The 17,253-nt window shown below is 43.0% G+C and carries 19 protein-coding genes; 2 read left to right on the plus strand and 17 right to left on the minus strand.

The features are described from left to right. Positions 1–38: 38 nt before the first annotated feature. Positions 39–551: a nuclear transport factor 2 family protein gene (locus GTW09_RS07600; protein ID WP_239059312.1), complete on the plus strand. Its 513-nt coding sequence runs from the start codon at positions 39–41 to the stop codon at positions 549–551. 66 nt (positions 552–617) lie between these two features. Here GTW09_RS07600 and GTW09_RS07605 read toward each other — a convergent pair whose 3' ends face one another. The 3 genes from GTW09_RS07605 to GTW09_RS07615 form a co-directional block, all read right to left on the minus strand. Further along, the gene (locus GTW09_RS07605; RefSeq protein WP_071981049.1) at positions 618–1,259 is read right to left on the minus strand and encodes a YiaD family glycine zipper/OmpA-like lipoprotein; all 642 of its coding nucleotides are present in this window, start codon (positions 1,257–1,259) and stop codon (positions 618–620) included. Between the two features lie 559 nt (positions 1,260–1,818). Further along, complete coding sequence (locus GTW09_RS07610; protein WP_163111331.1) at positions 1,819–3,027, minus strand: cyclic di-GMP phosphodiesterase; 1,209 nt, start codon at positions 3,025–3,027, stop codon at positions 1,819–1,821. A gap of 54 nt (positions 3,028–3,081) precedes the next feature. Continuing rightward, positions 3,082–3,423, minus strand: a complete 342-nt coding sequence (locus GTW09_RS07615; RefSeq protein WP_071981051.1) for an MGMT family protein — start codon at positions 3,421–3,423, stop codon at positions 3,082–3,084. A gap of 82 nt (positions 3,424–3,505) precedes the next feature. Here GTW09_RS07615 and GTW09_RS07620 point away from each other — a divergent pair, with 82 nt between their 5' ends. Next, entirely contained in the window at positions 3,506–4,102 is a 597-nt protein-coding gene (locus GTW09_RS07620; protein ID WP_163111333.1) for a tRNA-uridine aminocarboxypropyltransferase, read from the plus strand. A gap of 86 nt (positions 4,103–4,188) precedes the next feature. Here GTW09_RS07620 and GTW09_RS07625 read toward each other — a convergent pair whose 3' ends face one another. From GTW09_RS07625 to mnmG, 14 genes are all read right to left on the minus strand, one after another. After that, positions 4,189–5,169: a hypothetical protein gene (locus GTW09_RS07625; protein WP_163111335.1), complete on the minus strand. Its 981-nt coding sequence runs from the start codon at positions 5,167–5,169 to the stop codon at positions 4,189–4,191. Between the two features lie 138 nt (positions 5,170–5,307). Beyond that, positions 5,308–5,721, minus strand: coding sequence for a F0F1 ATP synthase subunit epsilon (locus tag GTW09_RS07630; protein WP_071981054.1), 414 nt, complete (start codon positions 5,719–5,721; stop codon positions 5,308–5,310). Positions 5,722–5,781: 60 nt separating this feature from the next. Continuing rightward, entirely contained in the window at positions 5,782–7,167 is a 1,386-nt protein-coding gene (gene atpD / locus GTW09_RS07635; RefSeq protein ID WP_071981055.1) for a F0F1 ATP synthase subunit beta, read from the minus strand. Positions 7,168–7,200: 33 nt separating this feature from the next. After that, positions 7,201–8,061, minus strand: coding sequence for a F0F1 ATP synthase subunit gamma (gene atpG / locus GTW09_RS07640; RefSeq protein ID WP_071981056.1), 861 nt, complete (start codon positions 8,059–8,061; stop codon positions 7,201–7,203). A 64-nt stretch (positions 8,062–8,125) separates the two neighbouring features. After that, positions 8,126–9,667 (minus strand): F0F1 ATP synthase subunit alpha, encoded by a 1,542-nt coding sequence (gene atpA, locus GTW09_RS07645; protein WP_163111337.1) that lies wholly within the window; start codon positions 9,665–9,667, stop codon positions 8,126–8,128. Positions 9,668–9,680: 13 nt separating this feature from the next. Further along, a complete protein-coding gene (atpH, locus tag GTW09_RS07650; protein WP_071981058.1) occupies positions 9,681–10,214 on the minus strand; it encodes a F0F1 ATP synthase subunit delta in 534 nt (177 codons plus the stop codon). A 14-nt stretch (positions 10,215–10,228) separates the two neighbouring features. Next, complete coding sequence (gene atpF, locus GTW09_RS07655) at positions 10,229–10,699, minus strand: F0F1 ATP synthase subunit B (RefSeq protein WP_071981059.1); 471 nt, start codon at positions 10,697–10,699, stop codon at positions 10,229–10,231. Between the two features lie 45 nt (positions 10,700–10,744). Further along, positions 10,745–10,966, minus strand: coding sequence for a F0F1 ATP synthase subunit C (gene atpE, locus GTW09_RS07660; RefSeq protein ID WP_032095247.1), 222 nt, complete (start codon positions 10,964–10,966; stop codon positions 10,745–10,747). Positions 10,967–11,060: 94 nt separating this feature from the next. After that, positions 11,061–11,894, minus strand: a complete 834-nt coding sequence (gene atpB / locus GTW09_RS07665; RefSeq protein WP_032095246.1) for a F0F1 ATP synthase subunit A — start codon at positions 11,892–11,894, stop codon at positions 11,061–11,063. A gap of 77 nt (positions 11,895–11,971) precedes the next feature. Continuing rightward, entirely contained in the window at positions 11,972–12,358 is a 387-nt protein-coding gene (locus GTW09_RS07670) for an ATP synthase subunit I (protein ID WP_163111339.1), read from the minus strand. 205 nt (positions 12,359–12,563) lie between these two features. Further along, positions 12,564–13,442: a ParB/RepB/Spo0J family partition protein gene (locus tag GTW09_RS07675; RefSeq protein WP_071981060.1), complete on the minus strand. Its 879-nt coding sequence runs from the start codon at positions 13,440–13,442 to the stop codon at positions 12,564–12,566. Between the two features lie 45 nt (positions 13,443–13,487). Continuing rightward, positions 13,488–14,282, minus strand: coding sequence for a ParA family protein (locus tag GTW09_RS07680; RefSeq protein ID WP_032095243.1), 795 nt, complete (start codon positions 14,280–14,282; stop codon positions 13,488–13,490). A gap of 13 nt (positions 14,283–14,295) precedes the next feature. Then, entirely contained in the window at positions 14,296–14,940 is a 645-nt protein-coding gene (rsmG, locus tag GTW09_RS07685; protein ID WP_163111341.1) for a 16S rRNA (guanine(527)-N(7))-methyltransferase RsmG, read from the minus strand. 31 nt (positions 14,941–14,971) lie between these two features. After that, positions 14,972–16,873 carry a tRNA uridine-5-carboxymethylaminomethyl(34) synthesis enzyme MnmG gene (mnmG, locus tag GTW09_RS07690; RefSeq protein WP_163111343.1) on the minus strand — a complete coding sequence of 634 codons (1,902 nt, stop codon included), beginning with the start codon at positions 16,871–16,873 and terminating at the stop codon, positions 14,972–14,974. Between the last annotated feature and the right edge of the window lie 380 nt (positions 16,874–17,253).

Here is a 17,253-nt window from a genome sequence, read left to right on the forward strand (position 1 = left end):
GCTATGCTGTGACAACGGTAATCTAATGCGGTGGTAATATGTCCAAAGATAAGCTTCAATTGAAAATGAAAACTTTGCTGCAAGTTCTTCTTGCAACGGCTCTGTTGACCTTCTTAACAACAAGTCGTGCTGAGAGCGATATCGAGCAGGTGTCGGGTGTGTTAGACAAATTGCATTCGCAAGCATCTCAAGCAAACTTCACTGAATATTTTAATTTATATGCGCCAGATGCTGTTTTTATTGGTACAGACGCCGACGAAGTATGGAGCATTAGCGAATTTAAAGCCTACGCGAAACCGCATTTTGACAAAGGTACCGGCTGGACATATTTACCTAGAGACAGACACATCTATTTTTCTCCAGATCACCAAGTGGCCTGGTTTGATGAGCTATTAGATAATAAAAAACTAGGTGAAACGAGAGGGACGGGAGTACTCATCAAAACAGACAATCAGTGGAAAATTAGTCAGTACCACCTTACGATTCCAATCCCAAATAATTTAGCCACAGATATCGCTGAGCAGATTAAAAAACATCACACAAAAAAATAGAGCCGCCGTAGCGACTCTATTTTAGGGCTCAATTAAAGAGTTCTTTTTAACAACTAGCGCTCTTCTTTAGGTGTTAGACGACGTTAATGGTTGAATTTCCATCTCCACTCGACGATTCATAGAACGGTTAGCGGCGCTATTATTAGGTACCTTTGGTGAATACTCGCCCATGCCTACGGTAGTAATGCGAGTTGAATTCACAGAAAAGTTAATAAGCTGATTTTTCACCGCACTGGCTCTTCGTTCAGACAGTGTTTGGTTATACTGCTCTGCCCCAACATCGTCGGTATGGCCTTTAATCATAAGGACGGTTTTTTCGTAGTTATTAATTACTTTAGCAACATCTTGCAAAACTGGATTAAAGTTTGGACTAATACTCGCACTATCTGTAGCAAATGTGATGTCGCCAGGCATGATAAGACGAAGGTTATCGCCTTCTCGAACCACTTGCACGCCGGTATCAGATAACTCGCTGCGAAGCGCTTCTTCTTGCTTATCCATGTAGCCACCAATCGCGCCACCAGCAATTGCACCTACCGCTGCACCCCAAGCGTAGCGACTTTTGTCATGATCGCCAGTTGCTTTACCTAGTACTGCTCCTAAAACAGCGCCTATTGCAGCACCCTTTTGCGTATTGTTTGGGTTATTCGCACAGCCTGCCACAGTAAGTGATGCAGCGATTAAACTTACAGCTAGTGTTTTTTTCATAGCGTCCTCTTCTTTGCTTTAAACACCTGCATTTACCTTTATGAGGTACAAACAACAAGTGCCAATAAATTACCTATATTCTAGGATAAATTTCTTTTGATAAAATAGTGATGATTCAACTTAAAACTCAATCACGTCATTTTTTATCTAATCAGTAATAAACATATCAACTGTAGTCGAGCAATAAATGTTCCATAACGCTTAGTTTAATGAATATTCAGTTTAGCCTTCCGCTGAACCTCTCTTCAATTTTCTTTTCAACGTATTGGTTTAAAGGGTTAGGCACAGAATAATTGGTTTAAGCTGAACGCAGTATTAATCAAAGAAATGACGCTGCTATGTTTTGGAAATAGCGCTTTTCCTATAGAGAGATTTGTAATCTCTACACGCTCTTTTTATACAGATTTGCTACCGACTGTCTTCAATAAGTGACAAGGCTATTTGCTAAGGTTATTTGCCAAGATCCTTTGCTCAAAGGCTCTCAAATAAAAAGAACTAGGTATTTAGGCGTAAATGTAAAACGTAAATTAAAAGGACAGTTTAAGAGAATAAAGAGGTTTTAGCCTATTGAAACAGAACGCTCAAAAAAGGCGTTAACATCTATACCGTAATCTGAAGCAATAACCGCCTTATCAATTTTAAGAGCTTTATCGCCCGATAAGTCGATGTCTTTTGGCGTTAAGTAGTGATTACCTTTCACTGAGTAGAATACTTTTACTATGGGTGAAAATGGTGAATCGTTTTGTTTAAGCACCATTGCCAATCTCTCGTTTGACAGCAACACTAAGCTACCAACAGGATAAACACCTAAACATTTTATAAATTGCTGAACCAAAACGACATCTAGACGGGTAGGCGCTTCGTTCATCAATATAGAAAACGCTTTCTGGCTAGACATGCCTGCTTTATACACACGATCTGCAGTTAGTGCGTCATACATATCCGCAATAGCAAGCATACGACCTTCTGTGCTTATCTCATCGCCTTTTTTCCCTGCTGGATACCCCAAGCCGTCTAAGCGCTCGTGGTGTTCGCTAATAGCCTGAATAAGCGGCATTGCAACATCAGTATTTAGCAGATAATCAACGCCATGCTTTACGTGGCTCTTCATAATTTCCATTTCTGGATCTGTAAGTCGTCCGGGCTTATGAAGAATTTCATCAGGAATATTAATCTTGCCTAAATCATGAAGAAAGCCAGTGTACGATAGCTCCTGAACTTTCTCCTCAGATAGGCCTAAAAACGTGGCAAAGTTAGCTAATAATATAGCCACGTTGAGGGAGTGTTCTAGCAAGTAATCGTCTTTCTCTCTAATTTTAGTTAGGCACAACAAAGCGTCGGGGTTGCGGTCAACAGATGCAACAAGCTTGTTGGAAAACTCTTTGGGAATACTGGCATCAAAAGGCGTCTCTTTTTTTACACTATCGAGAAGTAGCTTTTGTATTTCTTTGCCCTGAGCGTGCAGCTTAGTCGCTTTTGTTAACTCACTCTCAAGGGATACCTTCACCGTTTTCGGCTTCTTTTTAGCCGTTACTTTTTCAGACCTATCGGATTCGCTTAGTATTTTTCCATCGCTAGCACCTGCAGGTTCAAATGCTTTATCAGTATCAATAGCAAGGACTTTTACGCCCTGTTTTTTCAACAGGTCTATCACTTTTTGTGACGTCACTTTACCTTGGTTTTTTATCTCCAATGCACCTTTTTGCTCGAGTATTTTATGAACAAACATACCTGGTTTCAGTGCATCGATACTAATTCGTTTTAACATTCGTTATGTACTACTCTTATGCTATTGGTAATGTTGTATAAAGCTCTAGTGTCACTAATATTTTAATTCGCGAAGTATGATATACAAGTCAGGCTGCCAGCCTACATCTTTAATTCGTACGCGTTCACTTTTTATAGCCACACCCTCGTTTCGAAGACGTGCTATTTGCTCTATGCCTTGCTCCGATGTTTTTGGAAATGCTATTTTACCGTCAGCTCTTACTACTCGATGCCAGTTGTGCGTGTCCCCAAGTATTTTGAGGCACTTTCCAACCATCCTGGCTCGGCCTGGAAAGCCGCATAAGTCTGCCAGTTGACCATAGCTAACAACATTACCCTCTGGAACTAACGCCAGCGTTTTTGCTAGCCTATATTTTACAGTATTTATATCTGCCATAATATTATAAGTGAGTCTCAACCGCGCTTATTTCAGTGTAGTCTGTTGGCGTGAAATATCTTTTTTAAAACATCTAAAGTTTATGCCCATACACAATACCCGGCCATACTGTGCTATCTGCCATTATCCAACATCAACATGCCTTTGTAGTGCAATAGATCAAGTTTTAGTGCCCGTAGATATTGTGATATTGCAACATCCAAAAGAAAAAGATCATGCAAAGAACACGGCCCGCCTTGTTGCATTGTGTATACCAAATGCCACTATCATTAGCACCACTGATGAAAAGGCCGTTAACACCCTGCGTGAAAACTGCCTTCCAACGAATTCAGCTCTCATTTATCCAAATGATTTCAGCGAACCTTTAGAGGGAGGGTTAGCAACTCCCATTCAGAGTTTACACAACCTCGTGTTCATTGATGGTAGCTGGAAACAGGCATATGGTGTTATTCAACAGAATAACTGGCTTAAAACCCTTCCCAGTTATCATTTTAAGCATGCACCTCAGTCGAACTATGCTATCCGTCACACTACAATCAATAATGCGCTTTCAACCTTAGAAGCGGTAGCATGTACACTGTCGAATGTATTCGGGACAGACGTTAGCGCTCTGTATAACGCTCAAAATGCTTTGCAGCAGCAATGGCAAGGGCCTTTATCTCATCGTCGGAAATATTGAACCCTCTGACACTGATCCTATAGAGCATGCATATACGAGAATGAACGCGGGAAAAGGCAACTTAGCGTTTGAACGGCTTTAAGAGCTTAGCGATTTATAAGCTCAATCATCCACTCGGTGACAAATAAAACCAACCAAGATACTGGGATAATAGCGATACAGGCAGCAACTCTCACTTTATCTTTTGAAGAGAGCGTATAGGTTAATTTAAGTATTTCTTCTCTTTCACTTTCTAGCGCTTCAATAGACGCTCCCGTTACTTGTTTGTCATTTTTAGCATAACGCCTTATATCCGAGTTTATTTCAGACTCAATATCTTCCAAGGTTTTACACTTTTCTTCTTTCAACTTTTTATTGAGCTTTATAACTGGGAAGAACAAATACAAAGAAATGAAACCTGTAAAGAAGGTGACGCCCAATACATCTAAGCTTGGTATCTCTTTCTTGAGCCAAAACACAGGAAATATTGCTAACGCTCCCATAGCGAAAATGCTATTGCTTATACTATGCCGCAGGATAGTGACTATGGAACGTAATCTGTCGTAACCAAAGTCTGTTTTTGTCAGCACCTGGTTAGTAAGATAAGCAGTTGTAGAATATATTTGAAAGATAAACAAAAAAGCAATAAACCAAAATGGAACTGCGGTCGCAGTCAGCAGCAGCACATGTACTTCCTGTTGTGTAGAGATCAGTCCTTCCGAGATACAATAGGTAATGGTAATGATGATCGAAATAATCATCGCATTAAATATTTGTCGATTAAATTGTAATGCTAAGTTTTTGCGATGCGCGCCAAATTCATTGAGCTGATTAGTCTTCAGCAAAACATAAGTTAGTGTGTTTGCCACATTCTGATGCATCAAGCGCATAGCAAACCAAAAATAGCCTGTTATTACCGACATTCCTATCGCGGAATTAAAGTCTCTTTGCGCTCGAATATCTCCCTTTTCAGGCCAATCCAAAGCCCCCGTAGAAAAATGTATTAATAGCAGAAGGACTGTAGTTAAAAACGGCGTTAATCCTACGTAGGAATTGTTTTCGTTTTTAAAGGGTAAATTGAATTTCATTTTAAGACATTATCTGAAATGTTAAGCTTTAGGCTAAAAATATGAACGCATGGTACAGCCTACAAAATAACGACAGTGTAAGGGAATAGGCAACAAAAAACCCGCCAAACGGCGGGTTTTTTAATAATAACTGCTCGCTTATTTGCGTAACTTCTGAATAAGACGAAGTTGCGCGATTGCTTCAGCTAGCTGGTGAGCTGCCTCTGCATAATCGAAGTCAGCGCCTGGGTTGGCGATGTGCTCTTCTGCACGTCGTTTGGCTTCTTCTGCTGCCTGCTCGTCAAGATCTTCAGCTCGAACCGCGGTATCAGCCAGTACGGTGACATTGCCAGGCTGTACTTCTAGTACACCACCAGCAACATAGATTACTTCTTCTTCACCGAACTGTTTAACCAAACGCACCATACCAGGTTTAATAGCAGAGATAAGCGGCGCATGTCCTGGGTGGATACCCAATTCACCTTCGCTACCTGTCACTTGAATCGTTTCTACAAGACCAGAAAATATTTCTTTTTCTGCACTTACTACGTCCAAATGTACTGTCATTGCCATGTGAACCTCCTGATTAGGTACGTTAACATTACTAAGGGCCAGCGTTTGCCGGCCGCTTAATTATGCTTTATTGGCTTTCTCTCGCGCTTCTTCGATAGAGCCAACCATATAGAATGCTTGCTCTGGAAGGTCGTCATACTCACCATCCAAGATACCTTTAAATCCACTGATAGTGTCTTTAAGAGATACATACTTACCTGGAGAACCTGTAAATACTTCAGCTACGAAGAACGGCTGAGATAGGAAACGCTGAATCTTACGAGCTCGTGATACCACTAGCTTGTCTTCCTCAGATAGTTCGTCCATACCCAGAATAGCAATAATGTCTTTCAACTCTTTGTAGCGCTGAAGTACAGTCTGTACACCACGTGCAACATCATAGTGCTCTTGACCAATAACAAGTGGATCAAGCTGGCGAGATGTTGAATCTAGTGGGTCTACCGCAGGGTAGATACCAAGAGACGCGATATCACGAGAAAGTACAACGGTTGCATCCAAGTGAGCAAAGGTTGTTGCAGGAGAGGGGTCAGTCAAGTCATCCGCAGGTACATATACCGCTTGGATTGAAGTGATTGAACCTGTCTTCGTTGATGTAATACGCTCTTGAAGAACACCCATCTCTTCCGCTAGTGTAGGCTGATAACCTACCGCAGAAGGCATACGACCTAGAAGTGCTGATACCTCAGTACCTGCTAGTGTGTAACGATAGATGTTATCTACGAAGAACAGTACGTCACGACCTTCATCACGGAACTTCTCGGCCATAGTTAGACCAGTAAGAGCTACGCGAAGACGGTTACCTGGAGGCTCGTTCATCTGACCGTAAACCAACGATACTTTATCAAGTACGTTAGAGTCGTTCATTTCATGATAGAAATCGTTACCTTCACGAGTACGCTCACCAACACCGGCGAATACAGAGAAACCACTGTGCTCGATTGCGATGTTACGGATAAGCTCCATCATGTTAACGGTTTTACCAACACCGGCACCACCGAACAAACCAACTTTACCACCCTTAGCGAATGGGCAAACTAAGTCGATTACTTTGATACCAGTCTCAAGTATTTCTACTGAGCTAGATTGATCTTCGTAGCTAGGTGCTTCACGGTGAATAGACATACGCTCTTCTTCACCAATAGGGCCCGCTTCGTCGATTGGGTTACCCAACACGTCCATGATACGACCTAGTGTAGCCGTACCCACTGGAACCATAATTGGGCCACCTGTGTTTTCTACTGAAAGACCACGACGTAGTCCATCAGTTGTACCAAGTGCGATGCCACGAACAACACCGCCACCTAACTGCTGTTGCACTTCCAGGGTTAACCCTGATAAGTCACCTTCGGTAACTCGTAGTGCGTCATAAACTCTTGGAACCGCGTCTTGTGGAAATTCAATATCCACGACGGCACCAATGATTTGGACGACCTTACCTTGACTCATAATTTGTCCTCGTTATCTCTTTTAAACCTTTGCCTACACCGCTGCGGCACCGCTCACAATCTCACTAATTTCTTGTGTGATTGCAGCCTGACGCGCTTTGTTATATACCAGTTGCAGATCATCAATAAGATCGCCGGCATTGTCGGTTGCTGCCTTCATGGCAACCATTCGCGCAGCTTGTTCTGACGCTGCGTTTTCTACAACACCCTGGTACACCTGAGACTCAATGTAACGAACCATCAATGATTCCAAAATTTCTTTTGGATCCGGCTCGTAGATGTAGTCCCAACGATGTTGATATTCTTCGTCTTGTGACTTTGGCAAAGGCAATAACTGATTGCTCACAGGTTTCTGTGTCATGGTGTTAACGAAGTCGTTATAAACCAAGAAAACTCGGTCTAATTTACCTTCGTCGTATGCTTTTAACATAACGCGAACAACACCCACTACATCACTTACAGAAGGCTTATCACCCAATCCTGATTCAGCAGCAAGTAAACTGCCACCAAAACGGTTGAAGAAACTACAAGCCTTAGCACCTAATGCAGCGAAATCTACTTCAACACCCTGATCACGCCATTGTTTAACGTTCTGAGCGACAAGCTTAAATTCGTTGGTGTTTAAACCACCACATAAGCCTCGGTCAGTGGAAACCACAATATAACCAACACGCTTGATTTCACGCTCTTCCAAATAAGGATGGCGATATTCAAGATTACCGTTAGCAATGTGACCAATCACTTTTAGCATGTTTTGTGCGTATGGACGGCCGGTAGCCATACGTTCCTGCGCCTTTTTCATTTTAGACGCAGCAACCATTTCCATCGCACTGGTAATTTTTTGAGTATTCTTAATACTCCCAATCTTACCTTTTATCTCTTTACCGCTGGCCATGACTATCTCTCCGATTACTCAACGTGTTGCCGGTATTGTCGCTAAACGCTACCGGCTGCATTGATTACCAAGTTTGCGTCGCTTTAAAACTTGTTAAAGCGTCATTCAACTTAGAAGCAATCTCGTCGTTGTAGTTACCTGTTTCGTTGATAGTCTTCATAAGGTCAGCGTGTTCGCTGTTCAAATATGAGTGAAGAGATGCTTCAAAATCCAAGATTTTGTCTAGCTCAACACCTTTTAAAAACCCTTTTTCTACCGCGAACAGAGATGCACCCATATCAGCAATTGAAAGTGGAGCATACTGCTTTTGCTTCATCAGTTCTGTTACGCGCTCACCGTGCTCAAGTTGCTCACGAGTCGCGTCATCAAGATCAGATGCAAACTGCGAGAACGCCGCAAGTTCACGATACTGAGCTAGTGCTAGACGAATACCACCGCCTAGTTTCTTGATGATTTTAGTCTGTGCAGCACCACCAACACGTGATACCGATACACCCGCGTTAACGGCTGGACGGATACCCGAGTTAAATAAGTCAGTTTCTAGGAAGATCTGACCATCAGTAATCGAGATTACGTTAGTAGGTACGAATGCAGATACGTCACCAGCTTGCGTTTCAATAATTGGAAGCGCAGTAAGTGAACCAGTTTTACCTTTCACTTCACCTTTGGTGAAACGCTCTACGTACTGATCGTTAACACGTGCAGCACGCTCTAGTAAGCGCGAGTGAAGGTAGAAAACATCACCTGGATAGGCTTCACGACCTGGTGGACGCTTAAGTAGCAACGAGATTTGACGATACGCAACAGCTTGCTTAGACAAATCATCGTATACGATTAATGCATCTTCACCGTGGTCACGGAAAAACTCACCCATTGTACAACCAGAGTACGGCGCTAGGTATTGAAGCGCAGCAGATTCAGAGGCAGAAGCAGCAACAATAATTGTGTGCTCTAACGCTCCGTGTTCTTCTAGTTTGCGTACAACGTTTGCAATCGTAGATGCTTTTTGACCAATCGCTACGTACACACATTTAACGCCTGTACCTTTTTGATTGATGATTGCATCGATTGCCATTGCAGTTTTACCGCACTGACGGTCACCGATGATCAACTCACGCTGACCACGACCTACTGGTACCATTGCATCAACAGATTTGTAACCTGTTTGAATTGGCTGGTCTACTGGTTGACGCTCGATTACGCCTGGTGCAATCTTTTCAACTGGTTCAAAACCAGCAGCGTCAATAGCACCTTTTCCATCAATTGGCTCACCAAGCGTGTTAACAACACGACCTAGTAATGAATAACCAACTGGTACTTCAAGAATACGACCCGAAGATTGTACTTTATCGCCTTCTTTAAGGTCCGCATAAGGACCCATAACAACTGCACCTACTGAGTCGCGCTCAAGGTTAAGTGCCATTGCGTAGCGGCTTCCAGGAAGCTCGATCATCTCACCTTGCATTACATCAGCAAGGCCATGAATACGAATAATACCGTCGGTTACTGCGACGATAGTACCTTCATTGCGTGCTTCACTGCTTACATTGAACTGTTCAATTCTTTTCTTGATCAGTTCAGCAATTTCAGTGGAATTAAGTTGCATGCTCTTATCCCCGTTATGCTTGCAACGCGTCTGCTAGACGGTTCAATTTCGACTTTACGGAACCATCAATAACTGTATCACCGGCATTTATTACCATTCCAGCGATCAGGGCAGGGTCCACGTTACAATTAAGCTTCACTTTACGTGCCAAACGTTTTTCCAACGACGCAATCAGATCAGATTGTTGTGCGTCGGTCAGCGCCGAGGCTGACGTTACGTCAACTTCTATCTCTTTGTCATAGTCCGCTTTAAAAGCATCAAACAACGTAGATATTTCAGGCAACGCGGCTAAACGTTTATTCTCAGCCAACACTTTTACTAAGTTTTGGCCGTGTTCATCGAGTTGCTCACCGCAGACATTGACAAAAATGTCCGACAATGTGTCTGCTGCAACGGCACCAGTTAATAACTCATGCATTTCTTCGTTGTCAGCAACTGCACCTGCGAAGGTGAGCATTTCCTGCCATTTTGCAACAGCGTTTTTCTCGACGGCAAAATCGAAAGCGGCTTTAGCGTAAGGACGAGCGACGGTTGTCAATTCAGACATGGCTCATCTTCTCCTTAAAGCTCAGCGACAAGTTTTTCAACAATGTCGTTTTGTGCGTTAGCATCGATTTCACGTTGTAAGATTTGCTGTGCGCCAGCCACTGCTAGGGCAGCAACTTGCTTGCGCAAATCTTCTTTGGCACGATTGCGTTCAGCTTCAACTTCGGCATAACCAGACGCGATAATTTTCTCGCGTTCTGCATGGCCTTTCTGCGTTTCTTCGTCAACCAGTTGGTTGGCGCGCTTCTTGGCCTGCTCGATAATTTCAGCTGCTTGCGCTTTCGCGTCTTTCATTTGCTCAGTAGCTTTCGCTTGAGCAAGCTCTAAGTCTTTCTCTGCGCGCTCAGAAGCTTCAAGCCCATCGGCTATTTTCTTCTGACGCTCTTCAATCGCTGCAATCAGCGGTGGCCACACGTATTTCATGCAGAACACCACGAACACAGCGAAGGCGATTAATTGACCTATAAAAGTGGCGTTAAAATTCACAATCGCCCCTCCTCTTAAAGTTCGCTAAAAAAGTGGTTAAAAGAATTAGGCACCAACAGCGAACAATAGGTATAGAGCGATACCAACACCGATCATTGCGATGGCATCGATAAGACCCGCTACGATGAACATCTTAACTTGTAGTTGAGGTGCTAGTTCAGGTTGACGAGCAGCAGATTCTAGGAATTTGCCACCAAGTAGACCGAAACCAATAGCGGTACCTAGGGCACCAAGACCAATCAGTAGTGCAGCAGCGATGTATAACATTTACGTCTCCGATTTTAAGTTAAATTTAAAGTTAAAAGTAAAACTCTGTAAAAACGGCGCCAATTTTCCAGGTTTAATCAGCGCGCGTTAATGCTTAATGTTCTTCACACGCCAAGCTTAAGTACACGATGGTCAACATCATGAAAATAAACGCTTGTAGTGGAAGTACCAAAATATGGAACACAGCCCACATGAAATGTAGTGGAAGCTGGAAGTAACCGATAGTGGCTATCAAAATAAAGATAAGCTCACTGGCATAAAGGTTACCGAACAAACGAAGCGCAAGTGATAACGGACGCGCTAAGAGTGTCACTGTCTCAAGAATAAAGTTAATAGGGATAAATGCAGGGTGTCCGAAAGGCTGCATAGTAAGCTCTTTCATAAAACCGCCGATTCCCTTCATCTTGATTGAATAGAACAAGATTAGGATGAATACACCTGTTGCTAAAGCAAAGGTAAGGTTCAAATCAGTGGTTGGCACTGCTTTGTTATAAACGTCGTGAGGATCCATACCAAACGCCGCTTGCCCGATTAAACCAGATACCCAAGGGATAAGGTCAACAGGGACTAAATCCATTAGGTTCATCAATAAAACCCAAACGAAAATAGTGAGCGCAAGAGGTGCAATAAGTGCACTACGTCCATGAAAGGTGCTTTTCACATTGTCATCAACAAACTCGACAACCAGCTCAACGAAAGCCTGCATTTTGCCAGGTACGCCAGTGGTTGCTTTTGACGCAACGCTTCTAAAGATAATTAGAAAAAGTAAACCAAGTCCGATTGACCATGCCAGTGTATCGACATGCCATGCCCAAAAACCAGCATCAGAACACGCTTTATTAAAAGCGATTCCATTGTCAGTAGAGCACATGGTGGCATTGGTCAAGTGGTGCTTGATGTATTCTGAGGTAGTGTATTCAGATGCCATTGTTTAACCCAAGTTGTAAAGTGTAAAAATTTAGTAATTGGTTTAATGCTTCAGTCGGTCGATATTATTCTTCGTCGTTATTCTTTCGTACCGTAATGAAACATCGCCAGCGCATGGCTGACGGTAGTAATCACAAATGCCATAAATAAAACAAGTGGCATAACGTGTATAAATCTAAACGCAATGACAAACAAAACGATTGTCAGTGCCAATTTCATTTTTGAACCTTGGCTAAAACTTCGCGCAACAAGTTCATTTTTACTCGCTCCGGCATACCTAAATGCAAATGCGGTAAAAACAATTTTCGGCAAGATACTGATTAAGGCACCCGTCGCGGCCGATAAAGCCGATGTAACTCCGCCGATTAGCGCGGCAACAGCAACAATTATCGCGGCGGTGACAATCTGTAAAAGTAGCCCTTTTTTGGCGAGGGTCAACCCTCGTTTCGCTAACTTGTTTGTCACGCCATCTCGCTGCTTGTTCACGTCTTACAAAAAGCGTCAGAAGTATACTGTTTTACCGACAATTTTCAACAGTACAACGCTTTTTGAAAGTTATTCTGAAAATTTCCTATTGCTATAACCGGAAAGGAGAGTGTCCGATGTTACTAAGAAACCCTGCTTATCGAACGGATATGTTCTTTTACGCAACCCAATTTAAAACGTTAACCTATTGAATTTTAGATATTATTCCATCTAACTGTTCTAAGTCACTAAAGCTTATTGTCAATTTTCCTTTGCCTTTCGCATTATGACTAATATCTACCTGCGCACCTAAATTTTCTGAAAGTCGCGTCATAAGGTTTTGAACATCGGGATCAATTTTCTTCTCTGGCTTAGGTTCTGCGGGCTCAAGTAGCTTCTTCACCAGCTTTTCAGTATCGCGAACGGTCAATCCTTTTCCTGAAACAATTTGAGCAGTTTCAGACTGAGTCTCTCCCTCTAATGCAAGAAGTGCTCTTGCATGACCCATTTCAATGTCGCCATGCTCAACTAAGGTTTTTACATCGTCGTTAAGATTATTCAAGCGTAGTAGGTTAGTCACCGTAGTACGCGATTTACCTACCGCTTCAGCAACTTCTTGATGGGTTAACGAAAACTCACTCATTAGGCGGTCTAGCGCTTGCGCTTCTTCCATTGCGTTTAAATCTTCACGCTGAATATTCTCAATCAGTGCAATGGCAACGGCAGCTTCATCGGGTACGTTTTTAATTAAACACGGAACTTCATCAAGCTGAGCTAATTGAGATGCTCGCCAGCGTCGCTCTCCGGCAATAATTTCGAAGCGATTCTCGTCGACTTTGCGAACCACTATCGGTTGAATAATACCCTGTGCGCGAATAGAAGATGCTAGCTCCTCTAATGCATCAGGAGACATGTCTTTACGAGGCTGATATTTTCCCGGAACCAAAAACTCGATGGGAAGTTTACTTAACTCCCCATTCGTTGATACTACTTCTGCGGCATCTTGTTCTCTTTGAGACGATGATTGGCTAGTAGCAAGAAGCGCGTCTAACCCTCGGCCAAGGCCTCTTTTACGTGCTGACATAGTGTCCTCTATGGCATGTGCTGATAGGTAGCAGCTTATTTTTGTTTAACTCGCTTTTGCCTGAGAAGGCGAAGTTTTATCCCTGCGTCGCAGAATTTCACCGGCTAGGGCTAAATAGGCTTTAGCGCCGGTGGACGACTTATCGTAATACATTGCTGGCGTTCCAAAACTTGGAGCTTCAGCAAGGCGAACATTCCTTGGTATCACTGTGCGATACACCTGCTCACCAAAATGACGCTTTAACTGCTCTGAAACATCGTTAGCAAGGCGATTTCGAGGGTCGTACATAGTACGCAAAACGCCTTCAATCTTCAATTCAGGATTAACGACAGACGCAAGTTTTTGAATGGTATCCATCAGTGCCGTTAACCCCTCAAGGGCGTAATATTCGCATTGCATGGGAACCATCACTGAATCTGACGCTGCTAATGCGTTAACAGTAAGTTGGTTAAGTGATGGCGGGCAGTCGATAAAAATAAAATCGTAATAATCGATAACAGGTTTCAGTGAGTTACGAAGGCGTACTTCTCTGGCAAACATTTCCATCAGCTTAATTTCAGCCGCTGTTACGTCGCCATTTGCCGCAATGAGATCGTATTTACCCGATGTATTTTTAACGATGACCTCATCGATGGGCTTTTCTTCGATAAGCAACTCAAAGGCTGTAGCATCGACTTCATACTTGTCGACACCACTACCCATAGTTGCATTTCCTTGAGGGTCAAGATCGATAAGCAATACTTTTCGCTTTGTGGCGGCCATTGATGCCGCAACATTTACCGCTGTGGTCGTCTTCCCCACACCGCCTTTTTGATTCGCGATTGCGATTACCTTTGCCACACTAAATCCTGTTTTAACGTTGCTGTGTTTTGCTTAGCCAAACTAAATGTCTTTCCCCATCTAAATTGGGAACAGTGATGTTTTTTGTATCACTAACAAGAAAGTGATCACTTACTTCATCAATTTCTTTTTGAGGGAACTGACCTTTAAGTGCTAAAAACTGCCCATCTGAATCTACCAGATGCTCACACCAGTGCAACATATCTTTTAATGACGCAAATGCACGACTAAGCACAATATCGTATGGCTTTTCGCCGACATGGTTTTCTACACGACTGTTGACAGGTGTTACATTGGTAAGCTTGAGCGTATGCACGCATTGTGTCATAAAGCGCACGCGTTTGCCCAAACTATCTAGCAACGTAAATGTTTTATCGGGGAAAGCAATCGCCAGCGGCATTCCTGGTAGCCCCGGACCTGTGCCAACATCAATGATATTACCACCCGTTAAATGCGGAACGATGGCCAGCGAATCTAGTATATGCTTAACCATCATTTGCTTAGGGCATCTTATGGAGGTTAGGTTGTAGGCTTTATTCCATTTATCGATGAGAAGAACAAATTCAACAAGCTGTTGTTTTTGGTCATTCGTTAAATCAAGTGATAAGGCCTCTAATCCCGAGGCCAGTATTGAATGCAGTTCTTGCTGTGTTGTCATCAAAAAAATTCTGTATTGAAAATAATGGAAGCTACGCGCTGATTTTTTCGTGTTTTCTAAGCATGCCATGCTTTTTGAGGTAGACCAAAAGCAGGGAAATAGCGGCAGGCGTGATACCAGATATCCGAGACGCTTTACCAATTGTTTCGGGTCGAGCTTCGGTTAACTTCATCACAACTTCATTGCTAAGCCCGGAAATTTTACTGAAGTCCAAATCCTTAGGTAGCAATGTGCTTTCATGACGCTGTGATTTTGCAATTTCATCCATCTGCCTTGCAATATAGCCCGCATACTTTATTTGTATTTCCACCTGCTCAGCCGCAATGGGATCACTAAGACCTGGACCGATACCATCGATTTCCATCAGTGCAGAGTAAGTCATTTCAGGTCGACGAATAATTTCTTCTAGCGAATGCTCGCGACTCACAGGCGTTTTTAATTTCGTATTCAGCTGTGGAGTTGCAGCATGATCTTTGTGGATCCAATGCGAACGCATGCGTTGCGTTTCCATTTCAACCGCTTCCATTTTCTCGTTGAATTTTGCCCAACGAGCATCGTCAACTAGTCCAATTTCTCGTCCTCTAGCAGTTAGCCTGCTATCGGCATTGTCCTCTCGTAGCAACAAGCGGTATTCAGCACGACTTGTAAACATGCGGTAGGGCTCTTTCGTGCCCATTGTCGCTAAGTCGTCAATTAGCACGCCCATGTAAGCTTGGTCTCGACGCAAAATGAGCGGATCTTTTTGTTGGACCTGTAATGAAGCATTAGCACCTGCAACAAGACCTTGGGCACCAGCCTCTTCGTAGCCTGTGGTTCCATTTATCTGACCTGCGAAAAATAAGCCGTCGATAAATTTGGTTTCTAACGTTTGCTTAAGATCCCTAGGATCGAAAAAGTCATATTCGATGGCATAGCCCGGACGAACTATGTGAGCATTTTCAAACCCTTTGATCGAGCGAACCAGCGCCATTTGAATATCAAAAGGCAAGCTTGTAGAAATGCCGTTAGGGTACACCTCAATACTGTTAAGTCCCTCGGGTTCAACAAAGATTTGGTGCGCATTTTTGTCTGCAAAACGAGTAATCTTATCTTCAATACTCGGACAATAACGCGGACCAATACCCTCAATTACACCAGTGAACATTGGCGAACGATCTAACCCGCTGCGAATAATATCGTGGGTTTCCTCATTGGTATGCGTAATGTAACAAGGTATTTGCGTGGGATGCATTTCACGGCTTCCCATAAACGATACGACAGGTGTTGGATTATCGCCGGGTTGTGCCTGCATTACAGAAAAATCTAGAGAACGAGCGTCTAGTCTTGCAGGTGTACCTGTTTTCAAACGATCGACGCGAAAAGGTAGTGCACGTAGTCGGTCTGCCAATGCAATAGACGGAGGATCGCCTGCGCGACCACCACGATAGTTTTCCAATCCAATGTGTATGGTGCCGCCTAAAAACGTACCAACAGTTAGCACAACGCTTTGTGCTTTGAATTTGAGCCCCATTTGGGTAACGACACCGGTGACACGGTCGTTTTCTACAATCAGATCATCTACGCTTTGTTGAAACAAAGTGAGGTTTGGTTGGTTTTCAACGATGTTTCGGATCGCATTTTTGTACAAGGTTCGATCCGCTTGTGCACGAGTTGCGCGTACAGCGGGTCCCTTACTCGAATTTAAGGTTCTAAATTGAATTCCACCCTGGTCTGTAGCAAGTGCCATCGCACCACCTAAGGCATCAATTTCTTTCACCAAATGTCCTTTGCCAATTCCACCAATCGCGGGATTGCATGACATCTGACCAATAGTTTCAATATTGTGAGTCAACAACAACGTGCTTGATCCCATGCGAGCAGCAGCAAGAGCAGCTTCGGTGCCTGCATGACCACCACCAACTACGATGACATCAAATGCTTGAGCATAAAACATGGATTAAACCTCACTAAAAAACTATCGAAAAACCAAAATCTTTGTTTCAGCATTTGCCGAAAAAAGGGCGCGTATTTTAGCTGACTTATTGGCTAAAGAAAATGATTAAATTTTCCTCAAAAGCTGTGTCTAAAAAAGCTTGATCGGCTTTAATGATCTTAAGATCTCTTTTAGATCTGTTTTATATTTACTTTTATTAGGATCGGCAAGATCTGTGGGTAACCGATCAAAGTGCATTGAGATCATCGTCTTACGCGATCAATAACTTTGGGAAACACAGCTATACAACCCCCTATTGATCTTGTGTATAAACACCCTAGTTATCCACATCGGCAATTTTTGAAAAAGTTATTCTTTTTGTGATCAGAGCTTATGCACAG

The organism is Alteromonas hispanica (genome assembly GCF_010500915.1).
Classification (GTDB): domain Bacteria; phylum Pseudomonadota; class Gammaproteobacteria; order Enterobacterales; family Alteromonadaceae; genus Alteromonas; species Alteromonas hispanica.